Origin of the sequence: Pseudomonas sp. PD9R, assembly GCF_019200975.1 — a bacterium.
Taxonomy (GTDB): Bacteria; Pseudomonadota; Gammaproteobacteria; order Pseudomonadales; family Pseudomonadaceae; genus Aquipseudomonas.
On the sequence record NZ_JAHTMR010000020.1, the window covers coordinates 61,253 to 84,898 of the forward strand.

Annotated in this window: 18 protein-coding genes and 3 pseudogenes; 9 read left to right on the forward strand and 12 right to left on the reverse strand. The window is 59.9% G+C overall.

Annotated features, from left to right (window positions below; all coding sequences use genetic code 11):
* Positions 1-95: 95 nt before the first annotated feature.
* A pseudogene (locus tag KUF73_RS27500) lies at positions 96-1,194 on the reverse strand (PilT/PilU family type 4a pilus ATPase).
* 111 nt (positions 1,195-1,305) lie between these two features.
* Between KUF73_RS27500 and KUF73_RS27505 the strand changes: the two are divergent.
* Together KUF73_RS27505 and KUF73_RS27510 are read left to right on the forward strand one after the other, a co-directional pair.
* On the forward strand, positions 1,306-3,843 hold the full coding sequence (locus KUF73_RS27505; RefSeq protein ID WP_218441110.1) for a PAS domain-containing protein: 2,538 nt from the start codon (positions 1,306-1,308) through the stop codon (positions 3,841-3,843).
* Between the two features lie 75 nt (positions 3,844-3,918).
* Positions 3,919-4,194, forward strand: a complete 276-nt coding sequence (locus KUF73_RS27510) for a peptidylprolyl isomerase (protein ID WP_007933743.1) — start codon at positions 3,919-3,921, stop codon at positions 4,192-4,194.
* Between the two features lie 131 nt (positions 4,195-4,325).
* Here KUF73_RS27510 and KUF73_RS27515 read toward each other — a convergent pair whose 3' ends face one another.
* The 9 genes and pseudogenes from KUF73_RS27515 to KUF73_RS27555 all read right to left on the reverse strand — a co-directional run bounded on the left by KUF73_RS27515 (position 4,326) and on the right by KUF73_RS27555 (position 11,540).
* Positions 4,326-5,261 carry a sugar kinase gene (locus tag KUF73_RS27515; protein WP_218441111.1) on the reverse strand — a complete coding sequence of 312 codons (936 nt, stop codon included), beginning with the start codon at positions 5,259-5,261 and terminating at the stop codon, positions 4,326-4,328.
* Between the two features lie 130 nt (positions 5,262-5,391).
* Positions 5,392-6,609 carry an amino acid deaminase gene (locus KUF73_RS27520; protein ID WP_218441112.1) on the reverse strand — a complete coding sequence of 406 codons (1,218 nt, stop codon included), beginning with the start codon at positions 6,607-6,609 and terminating at the stop codon, positions 5,392-5,394.
* A gap of 39 nt (positions 6,610-6,648) precedes the next feature.
* Positions 6,649-7,413 carry an IclR family transcriptional regulator gene (locus tag KUF73_RS27525; RefSeq protein ID WP_218441130.1) on the reverse strand — a complete coding sequence of 255 codons (765 nt, stop codon included), beginning with the start codon at positions 7,411-7,413 and terminating at the stop codon, positions 6,649-6,651.
* A gap of 133 nt (positions 7,414-7,546) precedes the next feature.
* Positions 7,547-7,936 carry a RidA family protein gene (locus KUF73_RS27530; RefSeq protein ID WP_218441113.1) on the reverse strand — a complete coding sequence of 130 codons (390 nt, stop codon included), beginning with the start codon at positions 7,934-7,936 and terminating at the stop codon, positions 7,547-7,549.
* 29 nt (positions 7,937-7,965) lie between these two features.
* Positions 7,966-8,760 carry an amino acid ABC transporter ATP-binding protein gene (locus KUF73_RS27535; protein WP_218441114.1) on the reverse strand — a complete coding sequence of 265 codons (795 nt, stop codon included), beginning with the start codon at positions 8,758-8,760 and terminating at the stop codon, positions 7,966-7,968.
* Positions 8,757-9,419: an amino acid ABC transporter permease gene (locus KUF73_RS27540; protein WP_218441115.1), complete on the reverse strand. Its 663-nt coding sequence runs from the start codon at positions 9,417-9,419 to the stop codon at positions 8,757-8,759. Before KUF73_RS27540 ends, KUF73_RS27535 begins: the two co-directional genes overlap by 4 nt.
* Before the next feature lie 9 nt (positions 9,420-9,428).
* Complete coding sequence (locus KUF73_RS27545) at positions 9,429-10,091, reverse strand: amino acid ABC transporter permease (protein ID WP_007941741.1); 663 nt, start codon at positions 10,089-10,091, stop codon at positions 9,429-9,431.
* A gap of 52 nt (positions 10,092-10,143) precedes the next feature.
* Positions 10,144-10,992: a transporter substrate-binding domain-containing protein gene (locus KUF73_RS27550; protein WP_218441116.1), complete on the reverse strand. Its 849-nt coding sequence runs from the start codon at positions 10,990-10,992 to the stop codon at positions 10,144-10,146.
* Positions 10,993-11,259: 267 nt separating this feature from the next.
* Positions 11,260-11,540 (reverse strand): annotated as a pseudogene (locus KUF73_RS27555) (type II toxin-antitoxin system RelE/ParE family toxin).
* A gap of 152 nt (positions 11,541-11,692) precedes the next feature.
* Between KUF73_RS27555 and wecB the strand changes: the two are divergent.
* The 5 genes and pseudogenes from wecB to KUF73_RS27580 all read left to right on the forward strand — a co-directional run.
* Entirely contained in the window at positions 11,693-12,847 is a 1,155-nt protein-coding gene (gene wecB, locus KUF73_RS27560) for a non-hydrolyzing UDP-N-acetylglucosamine 2-epimerase (RefSeq protein ID WP_218441117.1), read from the forward strand.
* Positions 12,844-15,018 (forward strand): cyclic di-3',5'-guanylate-activated glycosyltransferase NrfB, encoded by a 2,175-nt coding sequence (gene nrfB / locus KUF73_RS27565; protein WP_218441118.1) that lies wholly within the window; start codon positions 12,844-12,846, stop codon positions 15,016-15,018. The genes wecB and nrfB overlap by 4 nt, the downstream gene beginning before the upstream one ends.
* Positions 15,015-18,179, forward strand: coding sequence for a phage receptor (locus KUF73_RS27570; RefSeq protein WP_218441119.1), 3,165 nt, complete (start codon positions 15,015-15,017; stop codon positions 18,177-18,179). Before nrfB ends, KUF73_RS27570 begins: the two co-directional genes overlap by 4 nt.
* The gene (locus tag KUF73_RS27575) at positions 18,179-19,057 is read left to right on the forward strand and encodes a DUF4434 family protein (RefSeq protein ID WP_218441120.1); all 879 of its coding nucleotides are present in this window, start codon (positions 18,179-18,181) and stop codon (positions 19,055-19,057) included. Before KUF73_RS27570 ends, KUF73_RS27575 begins: the two co-directional genes overlap by 1 nt.
* Before the next feature lie 5 nt (positions 19,058-19,062).
* A pseudogene (locus KUF73_RS27580) lies at positions 19,063-19,331 on the forward strand (GGDEF domain-containing protein); the annotation flags it as partial.
* A 105-nt stretch (positions 19,332-19,436) separates the two neighbouring features.
* Here the strand turns inward: KUF73_RS27580 and KUF73_RS27585 are convergent.
* Entirely contained in the window at positions 19,437-20,303 is an 867-nt protein-coding gene (locus KUF73_RS27585) for a LysR family transcriptional regulator (protein WP_218441121.1), read from the reverse strand.
* Between the two features lie 103 nt (positions 20,304-20,406).
* Between KUF73_RS27585 and KUF73_RS27590 the strand changes: the two genes are divergently transcribed.
* Positions 20,407-21,951 (forward strand): MFS transporter, encoded by a 1,545-nt coding sequence (locus tag KUF73_RS27590; protein WP_218441122.1) that lies wholly within the window; start codon positions 20,407-20,409, stop codon positions 21,949-21,951.
* Here the strand turns inward: KUF73_RS27590 and KUF73_RS27595 are convergent.
* Positions 21,937-22,341: a MerR family transcriptional regulator gene (locus tag KUF73_RS27595; RefSeq protein WP_218441123.1), complete on the reverse strand. Its 405-nt coding sequence runs from the start codon at positions 22,339-22,341 to the stop codon at positions 21,937-21,939. The two genes, KUF73_RS27590 and KUF73_RS27595, sit on opposite strands and share 15 nt — an antisense overlap.
* A 77-nt stretch (positions 22,342-22,418) precedes the next feature.
* Here KUF73_RS27595 and KUF73_RS27600 point away from each other — a divergent pair, with 77 nt between their 5' ends.
* On the forward strand, positions 22,419-23,642 hold the full coding sequence (locus tag KUF73_RS27600; protein WP_218441124.1) for an NADH:flavin oxidoreductase/NADH oxidase family protein: 1,224 nt from the start codon (positions 22,419-22,421) through the stop codon (positions 23,640-23,642).
* Positions 23,643-23,646 lie beyond the last annotated feature (4 nt).

The window sequence follows — 23,646 nt, forward strand, 5'->3', positions numbered from 1 at the left end:
TGTAGGAGCTGCCGAAGGCTGCGATCTTTTGATTTTGTTTTTCAAAGATCAAGATCAAAAGATCGCAGCCTTCGGCAGCTCCTACACGGGATGTGTCAGTCCATCAGTCCCCAGTCGCCAGTCGCCAGGAATGGAATCGTTTTGCATCTTCAGCCGCAAACGCAGGTTATTCACCGAATCCGCATGCTTCAGCGCTTCTTCCTCGGCAATCGCGCCCTCCACGACCAAGGCGTAAAGTGCGGCATCGAACGTCTGCATGCCTATGGCCGCCGACTTCTCCATCACCCCTTTGAGTTCGCCAAACTCATTGCGTCGGATCAGATCACCAATGGTCGGCGTCCCCAGCATCACCTCTACCGCCACCCGACGCTGACCGTCACGGGTGCGTACCAAACGTTGTGACACAAAGGCCTTGAGGTTGTTGCCCAGATCGTTGAGCAGTTGTCTCCGACGCTCTTCAGGGAAGAAGTTGATAACCCGGTCCAGCGCCTGATTGGCGTTATGGGCGTGTAATGTAGAAATCACCAGATGCCCGGAATCAGCAAACGCCAGCGCGTGCTCCATGGTTTCGCGGTCGCGTATTTCGCCAATCAGTACGACATCCGGAGCCTGGCGCAGGGTATTTTTCAACGCCGCGTGAAAACTGCGGGTGTCGACGCCGACTTCGCGCTGGTTGATGATGGATTTTCTGTGGCGGTGAATGTACTCGACCGGGTCTTCAATGGTGACGATATGCCCGTGACTGTGGCGATTGCGGTAATCGATCAGGGCCGCCAGCGAGGTAGACTTGCCCGAATCGGTCGCGCCGACGAACAGCATCAAGCCTTGCTTGAGCATCACCGTTTCGAGCAGCACCGAGGGTAACTTGAGGTCTTCGAACCGTGGTATGTCGAGTTTGACGTTGCGCACCACCATCGACACGTCGTTACGCTGTTTGAAAATATTGACCCGAAAGCGCCCGATCCCTGGCAGGGAGATCGCCAGGTTCATCTCCAGATCACGCTCGAACTCAAGACGCTGTTCGGTGTCCATGACCGACGAGGCCATTGCCGCAATCTGCCCCGGTTTGAACGGCTGATCGGTCAGGGGTGTGAGTACACCGTCGAACCGTGCACTGGGTGGTGCACCGGTGGAAAGGTAAAGATCGGAGCCATCCTGACTGGCCAGTTGTCTTAATAACGCATCGATTTCCATGGCAAAAAGCACCCGCGAAGCATTCAATAAAAAAATGACCCAATGGTGGTCATCCAGCGTCTAGCAAGAATAGTAGACGCCGCCACACCGACTTTTGTGCAGGGCACCTTGATGAACGCATCACCGACCGGCAGCGATGCCCAGGCCTTGATTGCCCGACTGGACTGGGCAAGTAGCCCGCTGGGCGCGGCCAGCACATGGCCGCAGAGCCTGCGAACCGCCGTGGACATTGTGATTCATTCGCCGATGCCGATGCTGTTGCTCTGGGGGTCGCAGCTGACGCAGATCTACAACGACGGCTTCGCCCTGCTGGCCGGCAGCAAGCATCCGCACGCTTTCGGACAACCCACACACCTGATCTGGCCAGAGTTACAGGACTTCACCGACCCGATTTACAGCGCCGTCCTACAAGGCCAGGTGCGTACCTACAGCGAACAACGCTTCACCCTGCAACGTGACGGTAAGGATTCCGACTTCTGGCTCGATTTGACCTACAGCCCGATTCGCGACGAAAACACCGAGGTGGCCGGGATACTCGTTACCGCCATCGAAACCAACGAGCGCCGACGCATCGCGCTGGAGCTTGAACAACGCTCCGCCGCCAGCCTCAAGGCCCAGCAAGAAACCGAGGAACGCCTGCAACTGGCCCTCGCTGCCACCGATGCGGTCGGCACTTGGGACTGGGACATCAGCGAGGACCGTTTCATCGCCGACGCTCATTTTGCCCAGTTGCACGGCATCGACCCGGCCATGGCCAGTCAGTTGCCGATCACCGAATACCTGCATGCCGTGCATCCGGAAGACCGCGCCCTGATCGCCCGCAGCATCAAGCACTGCATCACCCACGGCACCGAATACGCCGAGGAATATCGTCTGCTGCAACCGGATGGCCAACTGCGTTGGGTGTTTGCTCGCGGGCGGTGCTACAAGGACCATCATGGGCGGCCGATCCGGTTCCTGGGTGCCTCACTTGATCTCACTGATCGTAAAAACACCGAGCAGGCGTTGCGTCAGAGTCAGACCGAGCTGCAGCTGATCATCAACGCCATGCCGATCCTGATCAGCTATGTCGACCGTGAAGAGCGCTTTCGCCTGAACAATGCCGCGTACCTGGACTGGTACGGTTTGACGCCGCAGGAACTCTACGGCCGCACGGTACGCGAAGTGCTGGGTGCCGAAGCCTATGCTTTGCGCGCCGAACACATCACCGAAGCGCTGTCCGGCCGGCCCTGTTGTTTCAGCATTAATACGCCGCACCGTGACGGCAGTATTCGTCACGCGCTGATGAACTATTTGCCACGTCACGGTGCGGACGGCGCTGTGAATGGTTTCTATATTTTTGTGATCGACGAAACCGAGCGCAAAAAAACCGAAGAAGCCCTGCGCAACCTCAACGAAACCCTCGAAGAGCGGGTGGCGGCCCGCACCCAGCAACTGGCCGAAACCAATCAGCGGCTGCAGAACGAAATGTTTGAACGCGAGCGTGCCGAAGACGCCTTGCGCCATGCGCAGAAGATGGAAGCGGTTGGCCAGCTCACGGGCGGCATAGCCCATGACTTCAACAACATGCTCACCGGAATCATTGGCAGCCTCGACCTGATGCAGCGCTACATCGCCGATGGGCGCACCGAGGAAATCGGCAGATTCACCGAAGCGGCGGTGTCTTCGGCCAATCGCGCCGCCGCGCTGACCCATCGCCTGCTGGCGTTTTCCCGGCGTCAGTCGCTGGATCGCCGACCGCTGAACGCCAACGATCTGATCCATTCCCTCGAAGACCTCTTCCGCCGAACCAAGGGCGATCACATCGAACTGCTGCTGCAACTGGCCGACGACGTCTGGCCAGTCAGCACCGATGTCAGCCAACTGGAAAATGCCTTGCTCAATCTGGTGATAAACGCAAGAGACGCCATGCCCGATGGCGGCGAACTGCGTATCGAAACCGCCAATGTGTATCTGGACAGCAGCGACATCAACACCCTGGAACCGGTCAAGGCCGGCGATTACCTGATGATCGCCGTCAGCGACAACGGCACCGGCATGACGCCCAAGGTGCTGGCCAAGGCGTTCGATCCGTTCTTCACCACCAAGCCCATCGGCCAGGGCACCGGATTGGGGTTATCGATGATTTACGGGTTTGCCCAGCAGTCGGGCGGCCATGTGAGCCTGTTCAGCATGCCCGGCCAAGGCACCAGCGTGCGCCTTTACCTGCCGCGTCTGTACGCCGAGGAAGAGCACGACGTGCTGACGCCCGTCACTAGCGAAGCACCGCCAGCCATAGCCGGGGAAACCGTGGTGCTGGTGGAGGATGATCCTGCGGTGCGCATGCTGGTCCTCAATCTGCTCAGGGAGCTGGGCTATCACGCCCACGAAGCCGAAGACGCGAAAACTGCGCTGCCTCTGCTTGAATCCGACCTGCGGGTCGATTTACTTGTGACCGACGTCGGATTACCGGGGATGAACGGCCGACAATTGGCGGAAATCGCCCGCCAGCATCGTCCGCACCTCAAAGTGCTGTTCATGACCGGTTACGCGCAAATGGCCGCCGAGCGCCAGGGCTTCCTTGAGGAAGGCATGGACATGGTGGCCAAACCGTTTTCCATCGACCTGTTGGCCAACAAGATTCGCACGATGATCGGCCAACCCGAGTGAGTTAGGGCATAATCGCGCCCCCCCGATTCAGCACCAATGCCGCCATCGTCACCACCGTTGCAAGGTAACCGCCCCATGAAAGCTCAAGCCCGCCATATTCTGGTGAAAACCTCGGAAGAAGCCGAGCAGCTCAAACAACGCATCGCCAAAGGCGAAGCCTTCGATGTGCTGGCCAAAAAATACTCCACCTGCCCATCCGGCAAACGTGGCGGCGATCTGGGCGAAGTGCGGCCGGGGCAGATGGTCGGTGCCATTGATGCGGTGATTTTCAAGAAACCGTTGCGGGTGGTGCATGGGCCGATCAAGAGCAAGTTCGGGTATCACCTGGTGCAGGTGTTTTACCGGGATTGAGATCAGGCTTCCCCTTTGCTGCAACGAATCACCTGTAGTAGCTGCCGCAGGCTGCGATCTTTTGATGTTGTTTTTCAAGAGCAAAATCAAAAGATCGCAGCCTTCGGCAGCTCCTACAGGGGGATCGGGTTTTACACTTTGGGGATAAGTGCCCCGGGGATTTGAATCACTCGACTCGCCAAGCGATGCCCCGCTTCTGCCGCTTCGGCCGGGCTGCTGCCCTTGAGCCGACTGGCCAGGTACGCCGCGCTGAAAGAATCCCCCGCTGCCGTGGTGTCTACCACGCGCTCGACCTTCTGCGCCGGTACTTCGAAGGACTCGCCGGCACAGCGAATCAGGCAGGCGTCAGCGCCACGCTTGAGCACCACTTCAGGCGTGCCGATCTGCTCGTAGGCCGCGAACACCGCTTCGCAATCGGAAAAATGGAACAACGCCTGTTCGTCATCGACGGTCAACAACGCCAGATCGACATAAGGCAGCACACTGCGATAAGCCGCCCGCGCGTCCTCGACCGTCGCCCAAAGACGTGGCCGGTAGTTGTTGTCGAAGACGATCCGAGCATCGCGCTGCCGGGCTTCAATCAGGGTTTCCAGTAACTTTTCCCGGCCCTGCACGCCAAGCACCGCCAGAGTGATGCCGCTGAAATACAGCACGTCGTAATCCGGCAGCGCCGCCAGAATCGGCGCGGCAGCCGGGGTGGTGAAGCAATCACGAACCGCCGCTTCATTGCGCCAGTAGAGAAAACGGCGTTCGCCAGCCGCGTCGGTCTGGATGCAATACAGCCCCGGCAAACGGCCGGGCAAGCGCTGGACCATCCCCAGGCCGATGTTTTCCTCGGCCCAGCTCTGGCACATGGCATCGCTGAAACTGTCATCGCCCAGGGCGGTGACGTAATCCACCGTGCCAGCGGCTCCCAGTTCGCGGGACAGGTAAACCGCGGTGTTCAACGTGTCGCCGCCGAAGCTTTGTTGCAGGCTACCGTCGGCGCGGTGCTGCAGTTCGATCATGCACTCGCCGATCAGGGCGATGCGCGGGGTGTTGGGGCCCAGGGTGTTGATGGTGTTCATTTATGGAGTCTCTGGTGTTTCTTTGTTGTCTGGGCGGCCGCCTTCACGGGCAAGCCTCGCCCCTACAGGGACCGCGTCGCCTTTTGTAGGAGCGAGGCTAGCCCGCGAAGGCCGCGTCGCGGTCTAAACCTTAGAAACAGGTTTCCATGTTCTCGATGACGTTCAACTGCTCATCCACCAGACACGCCGTGCGCCATTTGTCGAACGTCAGACACGGGTGCGAAGTGCCGAACGAAATGATATCGCCCACGCGCAATTCGACCCCAGGTGCCACGGTCATGAACGCATGCTGGTCCATCACCGCCGTCACCTTGCAGGCACTCACGTCATCGCCATGCGCCGGCACCACACCCGCCTTGTAACGCAGCAATGGCACCGGCAAACCGGCGTCGTAGGCCACGTCGCGCTTGCCCAGGGCGATCACCGCGAAACCCGGTTCCGGCAAAGATTGCACATGCGCCCAGACTTCCAGCGCCGGACGCAAGCCTTCGTTCAGGTCGCTGCGACGGTCGAGCACGCAACATTGAGCTTCTTTATAGATGCCATGGTCGTGGGCGACGTAACTACCCGGACGCAGCACACTGAGGAAACGCCCGCCGGCGTTCTGCGACTCGAACTCCTCGGCAATCAAGTCATACCAGGCCGAACCCGAAGCCGTGATGATCGGCTTGGGAATGGCGAACGCGCCGCTGTCCTGCAACTGCACCGCCAGGCGCACCAACGACCCGGCGAATGCGCGAATGCCGCTGACCGCATGATCACCGTGAATCACCCCTTCATAGCCTTCGATCCCGGTCAGTGCCAGCGCCGGTTGCGCAGCGATCGCCTTGGCCAGGTCGAGCACTTCCTGTTCGCTGCGGCAACCACAACGGCCACCGACCACGCCGTATTCGATCATCACGTTCAAGCGCACACCACGCGAGGCGAAGTAAGCCCCCAGGTCTGCAACGTTGTCCGTGTGATCAACCATGCAATAGAAATCGAACGTCGGGTCGGCCAGCAAATCGGCGATCAACGCCATGTTCGGCGTGCCAACCAATTGGTTGGCCATCAATACCCGACGCACACCATGGGCATACGCCGCGCGGGTTTGCGTGGCGCTGGCCAGGGTGATACCCCAGGCGCCGGCGTCCAGTTGGCGGCGAAATAACGCCGGGGTCATGCTGGTTTTGCCGTGGGGCGCGAGCTCGGCGCCGCTGTCGCTGACAAACGCCTGCATCCAGCGAATGTTGTGCTCCAGCGCTTCACGGTGCAGCACCAGTGCCGGCAGGCTGACGTCACGGACCAGATTGGCGCCGGTTTGGGCCGAGCCCTTTTCCACGGCGGCAGTATTTGGGGCAGAAGACATGTTCGAACTCCTCATCCACGCGGCCACAAGCAGCCGCTGTTATTCGTTGATGCGACGGGCCAGGCTGTTCGCACTTTCGATCAGCACCCGGCGGTAGTCGTTGTAGTTTTTCTTGGCATCGGCCCGGGGGGCGACGATACACAGGGTCGCAATGGCCACGCCGCCAGGGTCTTTGACCGGGGCGGCGAAGCAATGGGTAAAGGTGTCGGCGACGCTATCGAAGGAAAAGAAGCCATCGATACCGGCCTGACGAATTTCCTGGAGAAACTGCTCCAGCGGCAAACGTTCGCCACCAGGCAGGATGAAGTCATCGTGGTCGATCAGGTCGGTGATCGCCTGATCACTCAGGTGCGCCAGCAGTAGACGCCCGGACGCCGTCCAGGGGATTGGCGCGTTCTCGCCGATGTCCGAGGAAATGCGGAAATGCCGCTCGCCCTCTTTCATCAATGCCACGGTGTATTTGCGCCCGTTGAGCAGGCACATCTGTGCGGTTTCATGGGTCTGGCTGACGATTTCCTGCAAGGCATGATCGGCCTCGCGAGTCAGGTCGAAATGACGCAAATGCGCCTGCCCGAGAAAGTACAGCTGACGGCCGAGGTAGACGTGACCGTCCTTGCCGACCGGTTCCAGAATCCGTCGTTCCAGCAGCGAAGCGACCAGTTCGTAGACCGTGGATTTGGGGCTGCCGATGCCACTGGCAATTTCATTCGGGCGCAGCGGCTGGCCGATCTCCTTAAGGAAATCGAGGATATCGAACGCCCGGTCCAGACCGCGAGCCCGGCGCTTGATCGTGTCTTCGGTCATGTCAGTAGTTCCCATACAAATTCGCCCTGTAGGAGCTGCCGCAGGCTGCGATCTTTTGATCTTGCCTTTGAGGCACCTCAAAAAACGCCAAAAGATCGCAGCCTTCGGCAGCGCCTACAAGAGCCACCGCGGATCAGGCCTTTTTCTTGTACGCGATGCAGTCGATCTCGACCTTGCAGTCGACCATCATGTTCGCCTGCACGCAGGCCCGGGCCGGTGCGTGTTCGGGTTTGAAATACTCGGAGAAGACCTTGTTGAAACTGGTGAAATCCCGCGGGTCTTCCAGCCACACGCCAGCACGCACCACATCTTCCAGGCCATAACCGGCCTCTTCGAGAATCGCGATCAGATTCTTCATGGTCTGGTGGGTCTGTTCGACAATGCCGCCAGTAATGATCTCGCCGTCCAACGCCGGCACTTGCCCGGAAACGTGCAGCCAGCCATCGGCTTCAACGGCGCGGGCGAAAGGGCGAGGGGCGCCGCCAGCGGCGGTGCTGCCGGTGCCGTAACGAGTAATGCTCATGAGTGTTTCTCCTGATTGAAAATGAAAGTTTAAAAGCGCGTGTTCTTGAGAAATTCCGCCAGTCGCGGCGATTTCGGGTGTTCGAACAGTTCCTTGGGTGGCCCCTGCTCTTCGATGCGCCCTTGGTTCATGAACACGATTTTGTCCGAGACTTCGAACGCAAAACGCATTTCGTGGGTGACCAGCAGCATGGTCATGCCTTCGTCGGCCAGGCCCTTGATCACACTGAGTACTTCGCCGACCAGCTCCGGGTCGAGGGCCGAAGTGACTTCGTCGAACAGCATCAGGCTCGGGTTCATCGCAATCGCCCGGGCAATCGCCACGCGCTGCTGCTGACCGCCGGACAACTGGCCCGGGAAGTGATCGCGGCGTTCCAGCAAGCCGACACGTTCCAGCCATTTTTCCGCCAAGGCCACCGCCTCGTCCTTGTGCAGTTTTTTCACCTTGAGCAAGCCCAGGGTGACGTTCTGCAACGCGGTGAGATGCGGAAACAGGTTGAACTGCTGGAACGCCATGCCGGTCATGGCGCGATGACGGGCAATGACTTTTTCCGGGTGACGAATGCGTTTGCCGTTGACCTCGTCATAGCCGATGGATTCGCCGTCGAGCATGATCTGCCCGCCCTGGAATTCTTCGAGCATGTTCACGCAGCGCAGCAGCGTGGTCTTGCCCGAGCCGCTGGAGCCGATCAGCGTGACCACGTTGCCGCGCTGCATGGTCAGGTCGACGCCCTTGAGCACTTCGAGCTGGTCGTAACGCTTGTGCAGGCCACGAATGTCCAGCAGGGGTTGGCCGTTTTGTGCATTGGTTTGAGTCTGAGTCATGGCAAAGCCACCCGCTTTTCAATGTGCCGGCCGAGTAATTCGATGCCGTAGTTGATGACGAAAAACAGAAAACCGGCGAACAGGTAAAACTCCAGGGTCATGAAGGTCCGGGCGATGATCTGCTGGGTGCTGAGCAGCAACTCGGCCACGCCGATCACCGACAGCAGTGTCGAGGCCTTGACGATCTCGGTGGACGAGTTGACCCAGGTCGGCAGGATCTGCCGCAGCGCCTGGGGAAGCAGCACATAACCGAGCGCCTGATAGAACGTCAGGCCGATGGCCTTGCTCGCTTCCATCTGCCCACGCGGCAATGCTTGCAACGCACCGCGCACGATCTCAGCGACGTGGGAACCGCAGAACAACGTCAGGCCCAATGCACCGGCCTGGAACGCGCTGATCTGCCAGCCCAGTGCCGGCGCCATATAGAAGCAGGCCAGCACCAGCACAAAAACCGGCGTACCGCGAATCACGTCGACGTAAAAACGAAACGGTGCGCGCATCCAGAATTTGCCGTAGGTCAGTACCAGACCCGCGAAAACGCCGATCACCGTTCCGAGCAAAATCGCCAGCGCCGAACACTGCACGGTCGTCAGGAAGCCTTGCCACAGCACTTCCCGGGCGACCCACAACTCATGCAACCAACTGGGGGATTCGTACATGGAGGGCTCCTATCGGCGGATCGCCAGACGCTGTTCGAGGTAACGCAGCATCATGGCAATGAGGTAACAGGCCGCAACATAGAGCGCTGTGGTCACCAGCCAGGTTTCAATCACCCGGTAGCTTTCGACATTGATCTTGCGCGCGTAGTAGGTCAGCTCCGGCACGGCAATCGCCGCCGCCAGCGAGGTGTCCTTGAACAGCGAAATGAAGTTGTTCGACAACGCTGGCAGTACATTGCGCAGCATCACCGGCACGGTGACGTAGGCCTTGACCTGCCACTCGCCCAGACCGATCGCCAGCCCGGCTTCACGCTGGCCCTTGGGAATGCTCAACAGCCCGCCACGGAACACTTCGGTCAGGTAGGCCCCGGCGTACAACGACAAGGTGATGATGAACGAGGGAATTTTATCCAGACGAATCCCCAGGCTCGGCAATGCAAAGTAGATCAACAGAATCAACACCAGAATCGGCGTGTTACGAATCACCGTGACATACACCGATGCCAGCACCCGCAATGCGCGGTGCTTCGACAGCAAAGCAAACGCCATCAGCAGGCCGATCACGCAGCCAATGGCGATCGACACCAGTGCCAGTTCAAGGCCCAGACCGAGCCCCGCCAGCAAGGTGTCGAAATCGCGCCATACGGCGGCAAAGTTCAACTGATAGTTCATGGTCGGCAGTACCTTGAACAGGGCGATTCAGAACCGCCCCGTTCTCACGGGGTCATTTGAATTCGACGGGGAAACCGATAGCCGGGGACGGCAGATCGACGCCAAACCATTTTTTGAACGACGCTGCGTAGGTCGGGAACTCAACGCCGGTCATGGCTTCATGCAAAGTGGTGTTGACGAAGTTCAGCCAGTCCTGATCGCCACGCTTGACTGCGCAGGCATAGGTCTGCGGACTCCAGGCGTAGGCCGGGCTGCGATAGCGGCCTGGGTTCTGCACCATCAAGTATTTCACCGAAGACTGGTCGGTGGCCGCTGCATCGGCACGGCCCGAGTTCACGGCCTGGTACATCAAATCAACGCTGTCGTACTGATCGACCTTGGCCTTGGGCAGCGCCTGGTGCACCAACTCTTCGGCATACACGTTTTGCAGCACCGCCACGGTCAAGCTATCACCGGCGGTTTTCATGTCGTCGATTTCCTTGTATTTGCTGTTGGCCGGCAACAGCAGGCCGACGCCTTCGCGGTAGTACGGCAGGGTGAACGCCACTTGCTGAGCGCGGCTGGCGGTGACGGTGATGAATTGGCAACTGATGTCGACCTTGTCGGTCAGCAGGTTGGGAATCCGCGCATCGGACGACTGCACCACGTACTCGACCTTGTCCGGGTCATTGAACAGACCCTTGGCAATCATGTGCCCGATATCGATATCGAAACCCTGCAACTTGCCATCTGCGCCCTGGAAGTGCCACGGCGCATTGGTGCTGCCAGTGCCTACAATCAATTTGCCACGGGCCAGAACGCTATCGAGCTTGCTGTCCGCCGCCTGGGCCACGCCCACGGCAGCAGCAGAAGCTGCGAATAGAAAAACACACGCTTTGAACAAGGAAGGTCGGCGATGCATGGCAAGCACTCCAGGGTGATGTAAATTCCGCTATACCGGAACCAGGTATGTAACAACGGAATAGACAGCAGAAAGTGTGCCACAGGATGTGGAGGGAATGTGGGGGAGATTGAAAATTGTTTTGAATCAAATGGATGCGTGAAACCGCGAAAGGGTGTTACGAAAGGTGTGAGTTTGAAAACGCTACCGAAGGCTACGGATGGCGAGTATCAAGTTCACAATGGGTGCGTAAGTGTTCCTGAAATGATCAAGTGAAGTTCTAACGGCCTAGCGTGCGTCGGCATCTTTGTACACATCTCCTCATCTCTCTTTCCTACTGCTATCACCGTAACAATCAGCACCTCGTCTGCAACCCGATAAACCATTCGATAACCAGCACTACGCAACTTGATCTTGTAAGCATTTCCAAGCCCGCTCAGTCGATCAGCCGGAACGTGTAGATGTACAAGTCGCTCCTGAAGCTTCTTTCTAAACCGGTCCTACAGGTTCCCGCCCAACTTCCTCCACTCCTTCCAGGTCTTTTCCGAGAACTCCAGCTCATAGGTCATCAATCGAAACCTTTATGGTCGGGTCGTTTTCTCGTTCTTTACAAAGCCCAGCCGGCATTGGACAACCCTTGGTTCGACTGCTTTATTCAATGTTCAAGTGATAACCGGTCTTAACAGCCTCATCACCGACGTGTGTAGTCCCAGGAGGGTTCATGTCCTTCAAAGTTATGATGGTTTTCGGCACCCGTCCGGAAGCTATCAAGATGGCACCCTTGGCGCGGGTCCTGCGTAATTGGCCGGGTATCAATCTGAATATCTGCTCCACCGGCCAGCACCGGGAAATGCTCAAGCAGGTGCTTGATTCCTTTGAGTTGACGGTAGATGAAGACCTGCAAGTGATGACACAGGGCCAGACGCTCAATGGCCTTTCCGAACAACTGCTCAAGCACCTCGACCAGGCTTATGAACGGGTGCACCCGGATATTGTGCTGGTTCATGGCGACACCACCACCAGCTTCATCGCCGCCCTCGCCGCCTTCAATCGCCACTTGCCCATCGGTCACGTCGAGGCGGGCCTGCGCACGGGTAACTTGCGTGCGCCGTGGCCGGAAGAAGCCAATCGACACCTGACCGGGGTCATCGCCGACCTGCATTTTGCGCCGACCACCAAATCCGAAGACAACCTGCTGCGCGAAGGCGTGCCCAAAGCCAACATCGAAGTCACCGGCAACACGGTGATCGATGCACTGGTGTGGATGCGCAACCATCAACAGGAAACCCATTGGCACCCTGCCGCCGATTCAGCGCTGGCAATACACGACGACGAGCGACGACTGGTGTTGATCACCGGGCACCGCCGGGAAAATTTCGGCGGAGGTTTCCGCAACATCTGCCTCGCATTGGCCACCCTCGCCGAGCGCTACCCGGACGTGCAGTTCGTCTACCCGGTGCACCTCAACCCGCAAGTGCAGAAGGCGGTGTACAGCGTGCTGTCAGACCAGCACAACATCTACCTGGTACCACCGCAGGATTATCAGCATTTCGTCTGGCTGATGGACCGCTCGTATTTCATCCTCACCGACTCCGGTGGCATTCAGGAAGAAGCCCCCGCCATCGGCAAACCGCTGCTGGTATTGCGCGATGTCACCGAGCGGCCTTCGGTGCTCGAAGGCGGCACCGTGCTGCTGGTAGGAACCGACACCGACCGTATCGTCAAAGAGGCCAGCCTGTTGCTGGATGACGACGACACCTTCCAGCGCATGAGCCGTGTTCACAGCCCCTACGGCGACGGGCACGCCAGCGAACGCATCGCCAACCGACTCTGCGCCTGGCTGAAACACCGCTCGGTGGCGGGAAAGCCGGTATGAGCCTGGCTTTTGTCGACTTCTTTGCCTATGTGCTTTTCGGCCTCAAATACCTCGCAATCGCCCTGGCCTTGATGATGTTCGTGCTCGGGCTCGATGACCTGTTCATCGACCTGGTGTACTGGGGCCGCAAGTTGATCCGCCGCTGGCGGATCTATGAAAAATTCAAGCGCGCCGACGAAGAACGGCTTTACGCCATTGCCGAGAAACCCTTGGCGATCATGGTGCCGGCCTGGAACGAAGTCGGCGTGGTCGGTGAAATGGCGCGCCTGGCCGCTTCCACTCTCGATTACGAGAACTATCAGATTTTCGTCGGCACCTACCCCAACGACGCCGAGACCCAGGCCGACGTCGATGCGGTCTGCCAGCACTATCCCAACGTGCACAAAGTGGTCTGCGCGCGCCCCGGTCCAACCAGCAAGGCCGATTGCCTGAATAACGTCATCGACGCAATTCTGCGCTTTGAAAGCGACGCAAAAATCCAGTTTGCCGGGTTCATCCTGCACGATGCCGAAGACGTGATTTCGCCGATGGAATTGCGTCTGTTCAACTACTTGTTACCCGCCAAAGACCTGATCCAGATTCCGGTCTACCCCTACGCCCCGGAATGGCGAGGCTTCACCGCCGGGCACTATGTCGACGAGTTTGCCGAAAACCATGGCAAGGACGTGATCGTCCGCGAAGCCATGACCGGGCAAGTGCCGAGCGCCGGTGTCGGCACCTGCTTCAGCCGAAAAGCCATCAGCGCCCTGCTCGAAGACGGCGATGGCATTGCCTTCGACGTGCAGAGCCTGACCGAGGACTACGACATCGGCTTCCGCCTGAAGCAAAAAGGCATGAGGTGCATCTTCGCCCGCTACTCGGTGACCGACCCGAAGCTGGCGCTGGAACAACCTTGGGTGTTTGGCATGAACCGGGCGTTTTCCCAAGTGATCTGCGTGCGCGAGCATTTCCCCCGGGACTTGCACCACGCAATCAGACAGAAATCACGCTGGATCGTCGGCATCGTCTTTCAGGGCACCAAGAACATTGGCTGGAGCCCCCATGGCTTGCTCAATTATTTTCTCTGGCGGGACCGGCGCGGCCTGATCGCTTACCTGCTGAGCTTCCTGGTCAACCTGCTGTTTCTGGTATTGCTGGCGATGTGGCTGGTGACGATCATTGCGCCGAACGCCTGGCGCTATCCGTCGATTCTCTCCGACAGCCCGCTATTGCATACCCTGCTTTGGCTCAACGGCTTGATGTTGCTCAATCGGCTGTTTCAGCGAGGCTGGTTCGTCACCCGCTATTACGGAATAGTCGAGGGCTTGTTGTCGGCACCGCGAATGATGTGGAGCAACTTCGTCAACTTCTTCGCCAACCTGCGGGCATTGCGCCAGGTCATGGAAATGGGCGACTCGCGTCGTGTGGCCTGGGACAAAACCACCCATGAGTTCCCGGCCCTGACCAAAGCCCAGCGCACACCGCTGGGCCATCGGCTGGTGGAAAAAGGCCTGCTGACTGAAGAACAACTTGAGGCCGCGATCACCAACCCGATACGGCGTCGGCTTGGCCATGAGTTATTGCTGCGCGGGCACATCAACAGCACGCAACTGGTGGAGGTGCTGGCCGAGCAGCTAGACATGGAATGGGCACCGCTGAACCCGTTCAAACTCGACAAACGCCTGATCGATCTTGTGCCACGCAAAGTCGCTTCCCACTACGGCGTACTGCCGGTCGCCGAGGAAGGCGACATGTTGGTGCTGGCCTCCGAAGGGCCGGTCAGCCAGGTGTCACTGGGTGCCATCAGCCGCCAATTGAAACGCCCGGTGCGCTGTCGTCTGGCGCCACAGGGACGCGTCACCCTGGGCATTCGCCATTGGTACGCCAGCCCGCGCCAGAATGCGGACGTGCATCACATGCTCGACGTGCTGGAGCGTCATCAGGATGATGAGGCCTTGCTCGAACGCGTAGGCCTGCATCAGGTGTTGCTGGGCAATCTGCTGCAAGTGCGCGGCATGGTGCCGCCAAGCCTGTTCAATCAGGCGCTGATCGACTTCGACGCCGAGCACATGTCGCTGGGTCAACACCTGATCTCTCGCGGCATGATTACCCAGGAAGTACTCGAACAAGCACTGGTCGAGCAGGCCAGCGAACAGCAAGCCGCCTACAACATTGTCAGGGAGGTCGAATGAAACCTGGCAATCGCCATGCCCTGCTCGTCGGCAGCCTGTTGCTGAGTCTTGGCACCGCCATGTGCCTGCAGGCCGAACCGCTGACTGACTTCGAACAATTTCGCAGCTTCCCGTACATGGACCGCAGCTACCGCGAAGCGAAAAAAGGCAACTGGGCCGAAGTCGAACGGCTGATGCGCCACCTGCTGACCCTGGTGCCAAAAAACGATGAGGCGCGAGCGCTGCTGGTGGAAGCGCTGGCCAAGCAACGGCGCTACAAGGACGCCGTGCAAGCATTGCCGGATAACCCCGAGAACAGCGAGGCCCTGCTCAACCTGCGCTTGACCTGGATCGAACAGGATCCCCCGGGCAGCGAACAAGTGGAACAGTGGATCGCCAGCAGCAACCTGACCCAACGCATTCGCCTGTGGCAGGCCTACAGCCTAAGCCTGGCCAAGTTCGGTGGCGCAGGCAGGGCCCATGAATGGCTGGCGCAACTGGCGCCCAAGGGTGATCAAAGAATTCTGCAACTGGCCCGATCCAATTGGTCCGAGCAGTTGCGCGACTGGAACGGCACCATCGAAGAACTGGCGCCGCTGGCGGCGAGCAAACAGTTAGACGCGCAAGGTTGGCAACGATTGGCCAACGCTTATGTGCAACGTCTCGACGAAAAACCTTTGGAACAACTGCTGCAACAGGCGCCGAGCCCGGAGGCGGCACGCAAGGCTCGACTGGCCATGGTCGACCGGGCCATTGCCATGGGCAATCTCCAGCAGGCGCAGCGCTGGATGCAGTCACTGCCGCCGGAAGATCTCGCCGATCCCGCGCAACGTCAGCGTCTGTGGGAATTGGCCAGGCAGACCGGCGACACCGACACCGTTAAACGCTTGAGTGGCGAATTGCAGCGCCCGTGCCTGGAAACCACCGAATGGTTGTCCCGACGCGACCCGCAAGCAGCGCTCGCGCAACTGCGTACCTGCAAACCTGATGAAGACCCGCAAACCTGGCTGGTTCTGGCCCAACGCCTGCAAGCCACAGAGCTGTTACAAAGCACGCGGCTGCCGGAACCCTGGGACAGCCGCCGGCAAGCGCAATTGCTGGACGTCTGGCAGCACGAAGGCCAGACCGGTAAAGTCATGGCCTGGCTCGCCGGCCAGCCGCAGACCGCCGACGTCGTCAAACGCCGGGCTGAACTGCTCCAGGCCCTGGGGCGCAATACGGAAGCGGCGACACTCTGGGAGCGGCATTATCAGCAGACCGGCGACCTCAGTTCACTGAACCAAGCGTCCTATCTGGCGTTAAATGCCGGCCAACGTGATCACGCACAACAGTTGCTCGAAAACGCTTATGACCGTCACGACGGCAAACTGCCGTTGGCCATGCTGCAACGACTGGCCGGGCTGTATGCCTCGTCCACACCGACGCCAGCACAACAGCAACGCATGGTTTCATTGCTCAATCGTGTGGACTCGTCCACCCGCGGCCAACTGCTGGCGCAACTGGCTGAGAACGGGCAATGCGTCGCCGTACAACAAGCCATTGGCGCGCACCCGCAGGCACCAGGCGACTTCCGCGCACTGGGCCGCTGTGCCATGCCCGATCGCCCCGGCGAAGCCATCGTCTATTACCAACAGGCAGAAAACCTTGGCGATCGCAGTAGTCGCTTGCCGTTGGCTTACGCCCTCGAAGCGGCCGGTGATTCGGCTGGGGCATTGGCGATCTGGCGCAACATTCCCGAGGCGGAACTCAGCGATAACGCCCGACTCACCGCCAGTCGCAGCGCCCTGACGGCGGGCGACCTGCCCGCTGCCGAGCGTTACTGGCAGCAAAGCCGCAGCCGTGGTGCCAACGAATGGGCCTTGGGCGCAGCGATTGCCGATGCTCGGGGCGATCATGCACTGGCCCTGCAACGCCAACGTTCCGCCCTGCAACAGTCGCCGGACGCCGGGCATTTTTATGCGGCGTCGGTCACCGCGCAAAAGGCTGGCGAACCGGAGCAAAGCACCGCATGGCTGGCTGAGGCGGTGCGACTCGATCCAAACAACCCGCGTTATCGTGCCGATTACGGCATGCGCCTGGCCGGTGCCGCGAACAAGGAAGAACGCGCCAAAGCCATTCCGTATCTGCAACGTGCCACCCAGGATTTCCCCGAGGATTATCGACTCGGTGAAACCCTCGCCTGGCGTTATGACGAAGTCGCAGACAGCGCCTCGGCACGCAATGAACTGCGCCGGGTGATCGACCTGGAACAACACCCGGTAGCGGCCGACGATGTAGACGGCAGCATGGAGGCCCGGCGTTATCGTCAGCGCCGCGCCCACGAAACCCTGTCCCGTCGCGACTCGCGCACCATCGCCAGCACCTGGTCACCGGCCGGGGTCTCGACCAACGACTTCCTGCGCCCCGATAAAACCACCGATTCCAGTCGCCGTTCGACGTCGCAGAACGTGCAATTGGCCATGTGGGACCACGCGCTGGGCGAAGAACCGAGTCGGGCTGGCAGCACGCTGTCAGTCTACGGGCGCGTGTTGCTCGGTGGGGTCGGGCGAACAAGCTATGCCGAATCAATCGGCACCGGTGTCGGCCTGCGCTACAAGCCTTGGGGCACGGCGAACATCAATTTCTACGGTGAGATCTACAAGCAAAGTCAATTCGACGACCAGGACAATCATGGCCTGAGCCTTGGCCAGATGTTGATTCCCGAAAAGCTTTCGGATCAGGTCGACGACCACCGTCAGGATGGGCACACGACCACCGATTACCTGCTGCGCGCCACGGCATCGTTCCTTGATCAGGGGCGCTTCCGTAACGATTGGCGCGTCGATGAAAGTGATTGGGAGGAACGTTTCCTTTATCTGGATGCGGCGTGGTGGACCAAGGCCGGCGACCATCAATGGCTGTCACGTTTCCAGCAAGGTCACACCTGGAAACTGCCGTTCAATGGCGCACAAACCCTCATGCCCTACGGTTTTCTCGAATTCGCCACCCAGGACCCGAGCAACGACTGGCGCCAGGACTTGCGCACCGGTATCGGCCTGCGCTGGCAATGGTGGTTCGACGATGACATCTACAACGCTTACCGCGCGCACCTGACGGTTCGCACCGAATATCAGCAATCGCTAGGCGGCAATCTGTACGAGGGCGGCAACGGTGTGCTACTGGGCGTGGAGTTAAATTTCTGATGAGCCGACTTCTATTGGTTATTTGCCTGCTCCTCGGCAGCGCGGCGATCCGCGCCGATGAGCGGATTTTCTATCAGCCGCTGAATGTCGACGCCAGCCTCAGTCAGGCGCAATGGCGTCAGGTCTGGCGTGACACCGCCAAACAAGGCACCCACACCGTGATTGTGCAATGGACCGCCTACGGCGATTCTGATTTCGGTGGTGCCAACGGCTGGCTCGCCAACAGCTTGAAACTGGCCCGGGAACAAGGCCTGAAACTGGTACTGGGCCTGAGCATGGACCCGGCCTACTACCAGCGCATCGACGCGTTGGACAGCGCCGGGTTGGCGGCGTATTGGCAGGCACAACTTGGGCAGTCACTGGCCCAACAGCAGAAGCTGCGCGAGGACTGGAAACTGCCGGTCAGCGGCTGGTATCTGCCCATGGAACTGGATGACCAGCACTTTTTGCCGCTTGATCGCCGGCAAACCCTGCAACGCCAACTCAAGGACTTCGCCGGTAAACTCGATGCGCCGCTGCATATCAGCGTGTTCAGCGTCGGCAAACTCGCGCCGCAGGTAAATGGGCAATGGCTGGGTGTCGTGGCGAGCGACGGCATTCAGGTCTGGTGGCAGGACGGTGCCGGCACAGGACGTTTGCCGTCACTGGTTCGGGACCATTACGCCAGGGCACTGCCCTGCTCCATCGGTATCGTGCAGGAAGCGTTTCAACAGGTCAGCGCGGAGGGCAAGCCGTTTCGCGCTGAACCGGCAACGCTGAATGCAGCAGCGCCGGGCTGCCATCCAACTGCAGTGTTTTCCCTGCGCTACCGACCCTGGGGCCAGGTGATTCTCGACAATCAGCACCAGAACAAAGTTGACGATGTACAAAGTCATTGAAGATGGAAGTGCTCAAGCGCGTTGCGGCGGATATCAAAGCGGTGATGAGCCTCTTCGAATACGCGCGCCAGGGCGGCGAAGAATTTGCGATTTACCTGGCCGGCGTGCGGCGCGGAGACGTCGAGGCCTTGGGAGTTGTGTCGAGTGGTCCGTGGACAACCGACCCGACACTCGATGACCATCAGCATTGGCCTGGCCTGGGTGTTTCAAGGCCGATGAAGCGCTGTATGAGTCAAAACATACGGGGAAGGATCGGTATACCTTTCATCAGTGAAATCTGCTTCGACTGCCTTGCCGTCTTCGCGAGCAGGCTCGCTCCCACACCGGATCTGCGTCGCTCACAAAATTCCCTGTAGGTGCGAGCTTGCTCGCGATGCTTCTAACCATTTTTCACCCGCTCGATATAACGCACCACCGCCGGCGACTTCTCAAACCGCCGATGAATCAACGCCAGCCACGCCGTGGCGTTGCAGTCCTTGATCTGCCGGTACACCACATTCGGTAAGCTGACATGGCCAACCACCGATTCCGGCACCACCGCCACACCCTGACCCAGCGACACCAAAGCAATGACCGCCACCAACCCGCCCGGCTGCGCCCCCAGCTTCGGCACGAAGTCGCCCTGGGCGGCAACTTGCAAGGTGCCAACGACCTGCTCCGGAAGAATGAAGTGTTCATTCTGTAAATGCGCCGAGTTGATCACCGGCAAACGGGTCAGCCACGAGTCGTCGGGCAGCGCCAGTACAAAACCTTCGGTGCTCAGGCGCACGGCTTCGATACCTTCGGGCAAGGCCAGCGGACAGCGGATATAACCCAGGTCGAACCGGCCCTCAAGGATCATATTGGGCAGACTGGCCATAGGGCTTTCCCGCACATTGAGGCTGACGTCCGGATACTCGCCGGCAAACCCCTGCACCTGTTTTTGCAGCAGCCCCGAGTACACCGCCGAGGCGACGTAACCAAGTTCGATATGACCAATATCCCCGCGCCCGGCGCGCTGGGCATTACGTTGGGCCGACTCGAATTGCCGCACCGTGGCCTCGGCCTCGATCACCAACGCCGCACCGGCCTCGGTCAGGCTCACGTCCCGCGCCTGGCGTAGAAACAAGCGTGTACCCAGCTCGGTCTCCATGTCCTGGATCTGCCGAGTCAGGGTCGGCGGCGCGATCCCCAATTGCTCGGCGGCACGGGTGAAATTGCGGTGACGGGCAACGGCAAGGAAGTAACGGAAGTGGCGGATGTCCATCGGTGCATTAGCTCAAAGGTAATGAAGTGATGATGCGCACCTAACAAAGGAGCCGTCAGCCAGCGATACGCTGTGCGCAACCTCACAGTAGAGAACCCCTGCCATGTCCGTCAAACCCAAGGTGAGCCCGCGCCTGACCTTGCTCACCGCCTCCGCCGTGTGTGCGTTGATCGTGCTAGACACCAACATCGTCGCCGTTACCTTACCGAGCATCGCACGGGATCTGGGGGCAAACTTCGCGGATATCGAATGGGTTGTCAGCGCCTACATGCTGGCCTTTGCGGCACTGCTGCTGCCCGCCGGCAGCCTGGCCGACCGCTTTGGCCGACAGAAAACCCTGATCTGGGGGTTGGGCATTTTCATTCTCGCCTCGTTGGGTTGCGGCGCAGCGCCCAACGCGCTGTTTCTTGATATCGCCCGGGCCGTCAAGGGCGTCGGGGCCGCTTTGCTGTTGACCTCGGCGCTGGCCTCCATCGGCCACACGTTCCACGATGAAGTGGAACGGGCCAAGGCCTGGGCGTTCTGGGGCGGTTGCATGGGCGTGGCCATGACCGCCGCGCCGACGTTGGGCGGGTTGATTACCGAATACGTGGGCTGGCGCTGGATTTTCTACCTCAACCTGCCGGTGGGTTTGTTCTTGATGTTCATGGTCTGGCGTGCAGTGCCGGAATCCCGCGATGCCAACGCGGCGCGTCTCGACCCGTGGGGCAGCCTGGCTTTCAGCGCCAGCCTGCTGTGCTTGATCTGGGGCTTGATCGAAGCCAACCGGATCGGCTGGAACAACCCCGTCACCCACACCCGTCTGGTCGGCGGTGCGCTGTTGCTGGGTTTGTTCGTGCTGATCGAACGTGTGCAGCAGCGGCCAATGATCGACCTGCAACTGTTCCGGCATCCGCGCTTCATCGGTGCCTTGCTCGGCATGTTCGCCTACGCCGCGTGCGCTCAGGTGATGATGACCATGCTGCCGTTCTATTTGCAGAACGGGTTGGGTTTCAGCGCGATTTGGGCGGGACTGGGCATGCTGCCGTTTGCCGTGACCATGCTGATCTTTCCGCGTGTCGGTGCACGCCTGGCGGGCCGACTGACGCCAGCCAGCATGATGGCCATCGGGCTGACGCTGGTGGGCATCGGCAACCTGCTCAGTGCCTGGGCCGTCAACAGCGGCGGATACCTGCCCTTCTCGCTTGCGATTGCGGTGACGGGTGCAGGCGCGGGATTACTCAATGGCGACACGCAGAAAAATATCATGGCCTGCGTACCTCGCGAACGCACCGGAATGGCGTCGGGCATGAGCACCACCATGCGTTTCAGCGCGGTAATGCTGGCCATCGGCGTATACGGTGCCTTGCTCGCCGGCCATACCGAACAGCAGTTGCACGCGAACCTGTCGTCCCAGGGCGCGCTGTTGCTCGGACAAACCCAGGGCATTGCCTCGCGGGTGGTGGCCGGGGACATGAGCGCCGCGCTGAGCCTGGTGCCCGAGGCGACGCGCGCCGTGGTTGAACCGCTGGCGCGGCAAGCATTTGTCGCAGGTTTCAGTTTGCTGCTTTGGGTCGCGGGGCTCGCGGGACTGCTGGGGGCCTTGGTGGTGGGCACGCTGATGCGCCATCCGATTCCCGCCCCTCAACCGGCCTTAGTGTTTGAATGAGGTCATCACCCGTTCAGCATTTTCATTGCAACTCATCCCATCGGGTCGATCGAGGATCGTGTCGATCCACCCCCGCAATTGCGCCTTGCTGTGCGCCAGGTGCCGTTGCATTTCTTCAATCTGCTCGATCTTGCGTTCGAGCCCCGCCAGCAGCTCATCGTGCTTGAACGCGCCCGTCGCGGTGTCCGGTAATAACTGCTTGAGTTCTTCCAGGCTAAAACCGGCCTGCTGGGCGCACTGGATGATCTGCAGCGTTTGCAATGCCTGCGACGAATAACGCCGATAGCCGTTGGCTGAACGTTCAACCTGAAGGATCAAGCCCTGCGCCTCGTAAAACCGGATGCGCGATGCGGTTAATCCGCTCAACTGCGCCAATTCACCAATCTTCATGACCGCCTCGTTTGCCTGCTTGACATTAAAGTTAACTTTAAGCTTAGCCTCTACGCTTCACTGATGAGGAGTCAAGCATGTCACCCTTCCAAACGTTGAGTTTGCCCAACGGGCAGACCGTCGGTAACCGCATTGCCAAAGCTGCCATGGAAGAGAACCTTGCCGACACCGATCAGGCCCCCGACCTCGCGTTGTTTCGTTTGTATCAATCCTGGGCCGAGGGCGAAACCGGGCTGTTGCTGACCGGCAACGTGATGATCGACCGCCGCGCCATGACCGGCCCCGGCGGCGTGGTGCTGGAAGATGAACGACACCTCGAACGCTTTCGTCAGTGGGCCAGCATTGGTCGGGCCGGTGGCGCGCAGTTCTGGATGCAGCTCAATCATCCTGGGCGTCAGACCATGGCCAATCTCGGCCAGCAAGCCTTGGCACCGTCCGCCGTGGCGCTGGATCTGGGACAGTTTTCGAAGATGTTTGCCGAGCCCAAACCTATGAGCGAGGCCGATATCGACGAGGTGATTCAGCGTTTCGCCACCAGCGCCGCACTGGCGGAAAAGGCCGGATTCACCGGCGTACAGATTCATGCTGCGCACGGTTACCTGCTCAGCCAGTTCCTCTCGCCGCTGACCAATCGCCGTACCGACCGCTGGGGCGGTTCACTGAAAAACCGCGCGCGCTTATTGCTGGCGGTGGTCGACGCGGTGCGCAAAGCCGTGTCGCCGCAGTTCTGCGTGGCGGTGAAACTCAACTCGGCAGACTTCCAGCGCGGTGGTTTCGACGCCGACGACGCCCGCCAGGTGATCTTGTGGCTCAACGATCAACAGATCGATCTGCTGGAACTGTCCGGTGGCAGCTATGAAGCACCGGCCATGCAAGGCGAGGCTCGTGACGGCCGGACCCTGGCGCTCGAAGCGTACTTTCTGGAAATGGCCGGTGACCTGGCGCGTGTGGCGCGCATGCCGGTCATGGTGACCGGCGGGATTCGGCGCCTGGCGATTGTCGAACAGGTGTTGGACAGCGGCATCGCCATGGCCGGGATCGGCACGGCGCTGGCCGTTGAACCGCAGTTGGTCAAGCGTTGGCGCGAAGGTGAAAACACCCATCCGCAATTGCCGCCGATTCGCTGGAAACGCAAACCACTGGCGGCGCTGGCGAGCATGGCGGTGGTGAAGTTTCAGCTCCTTCAGCTCAGCCGTGGACGCAAGACCCGGCCAAGGGTTTCGGCGATCTGGGCATTGATTCGCGACCAGTTGCACGTTGCCCGACGCACCCGGCAGTACCGGCAGGCGATGAGTAAGTAAGATC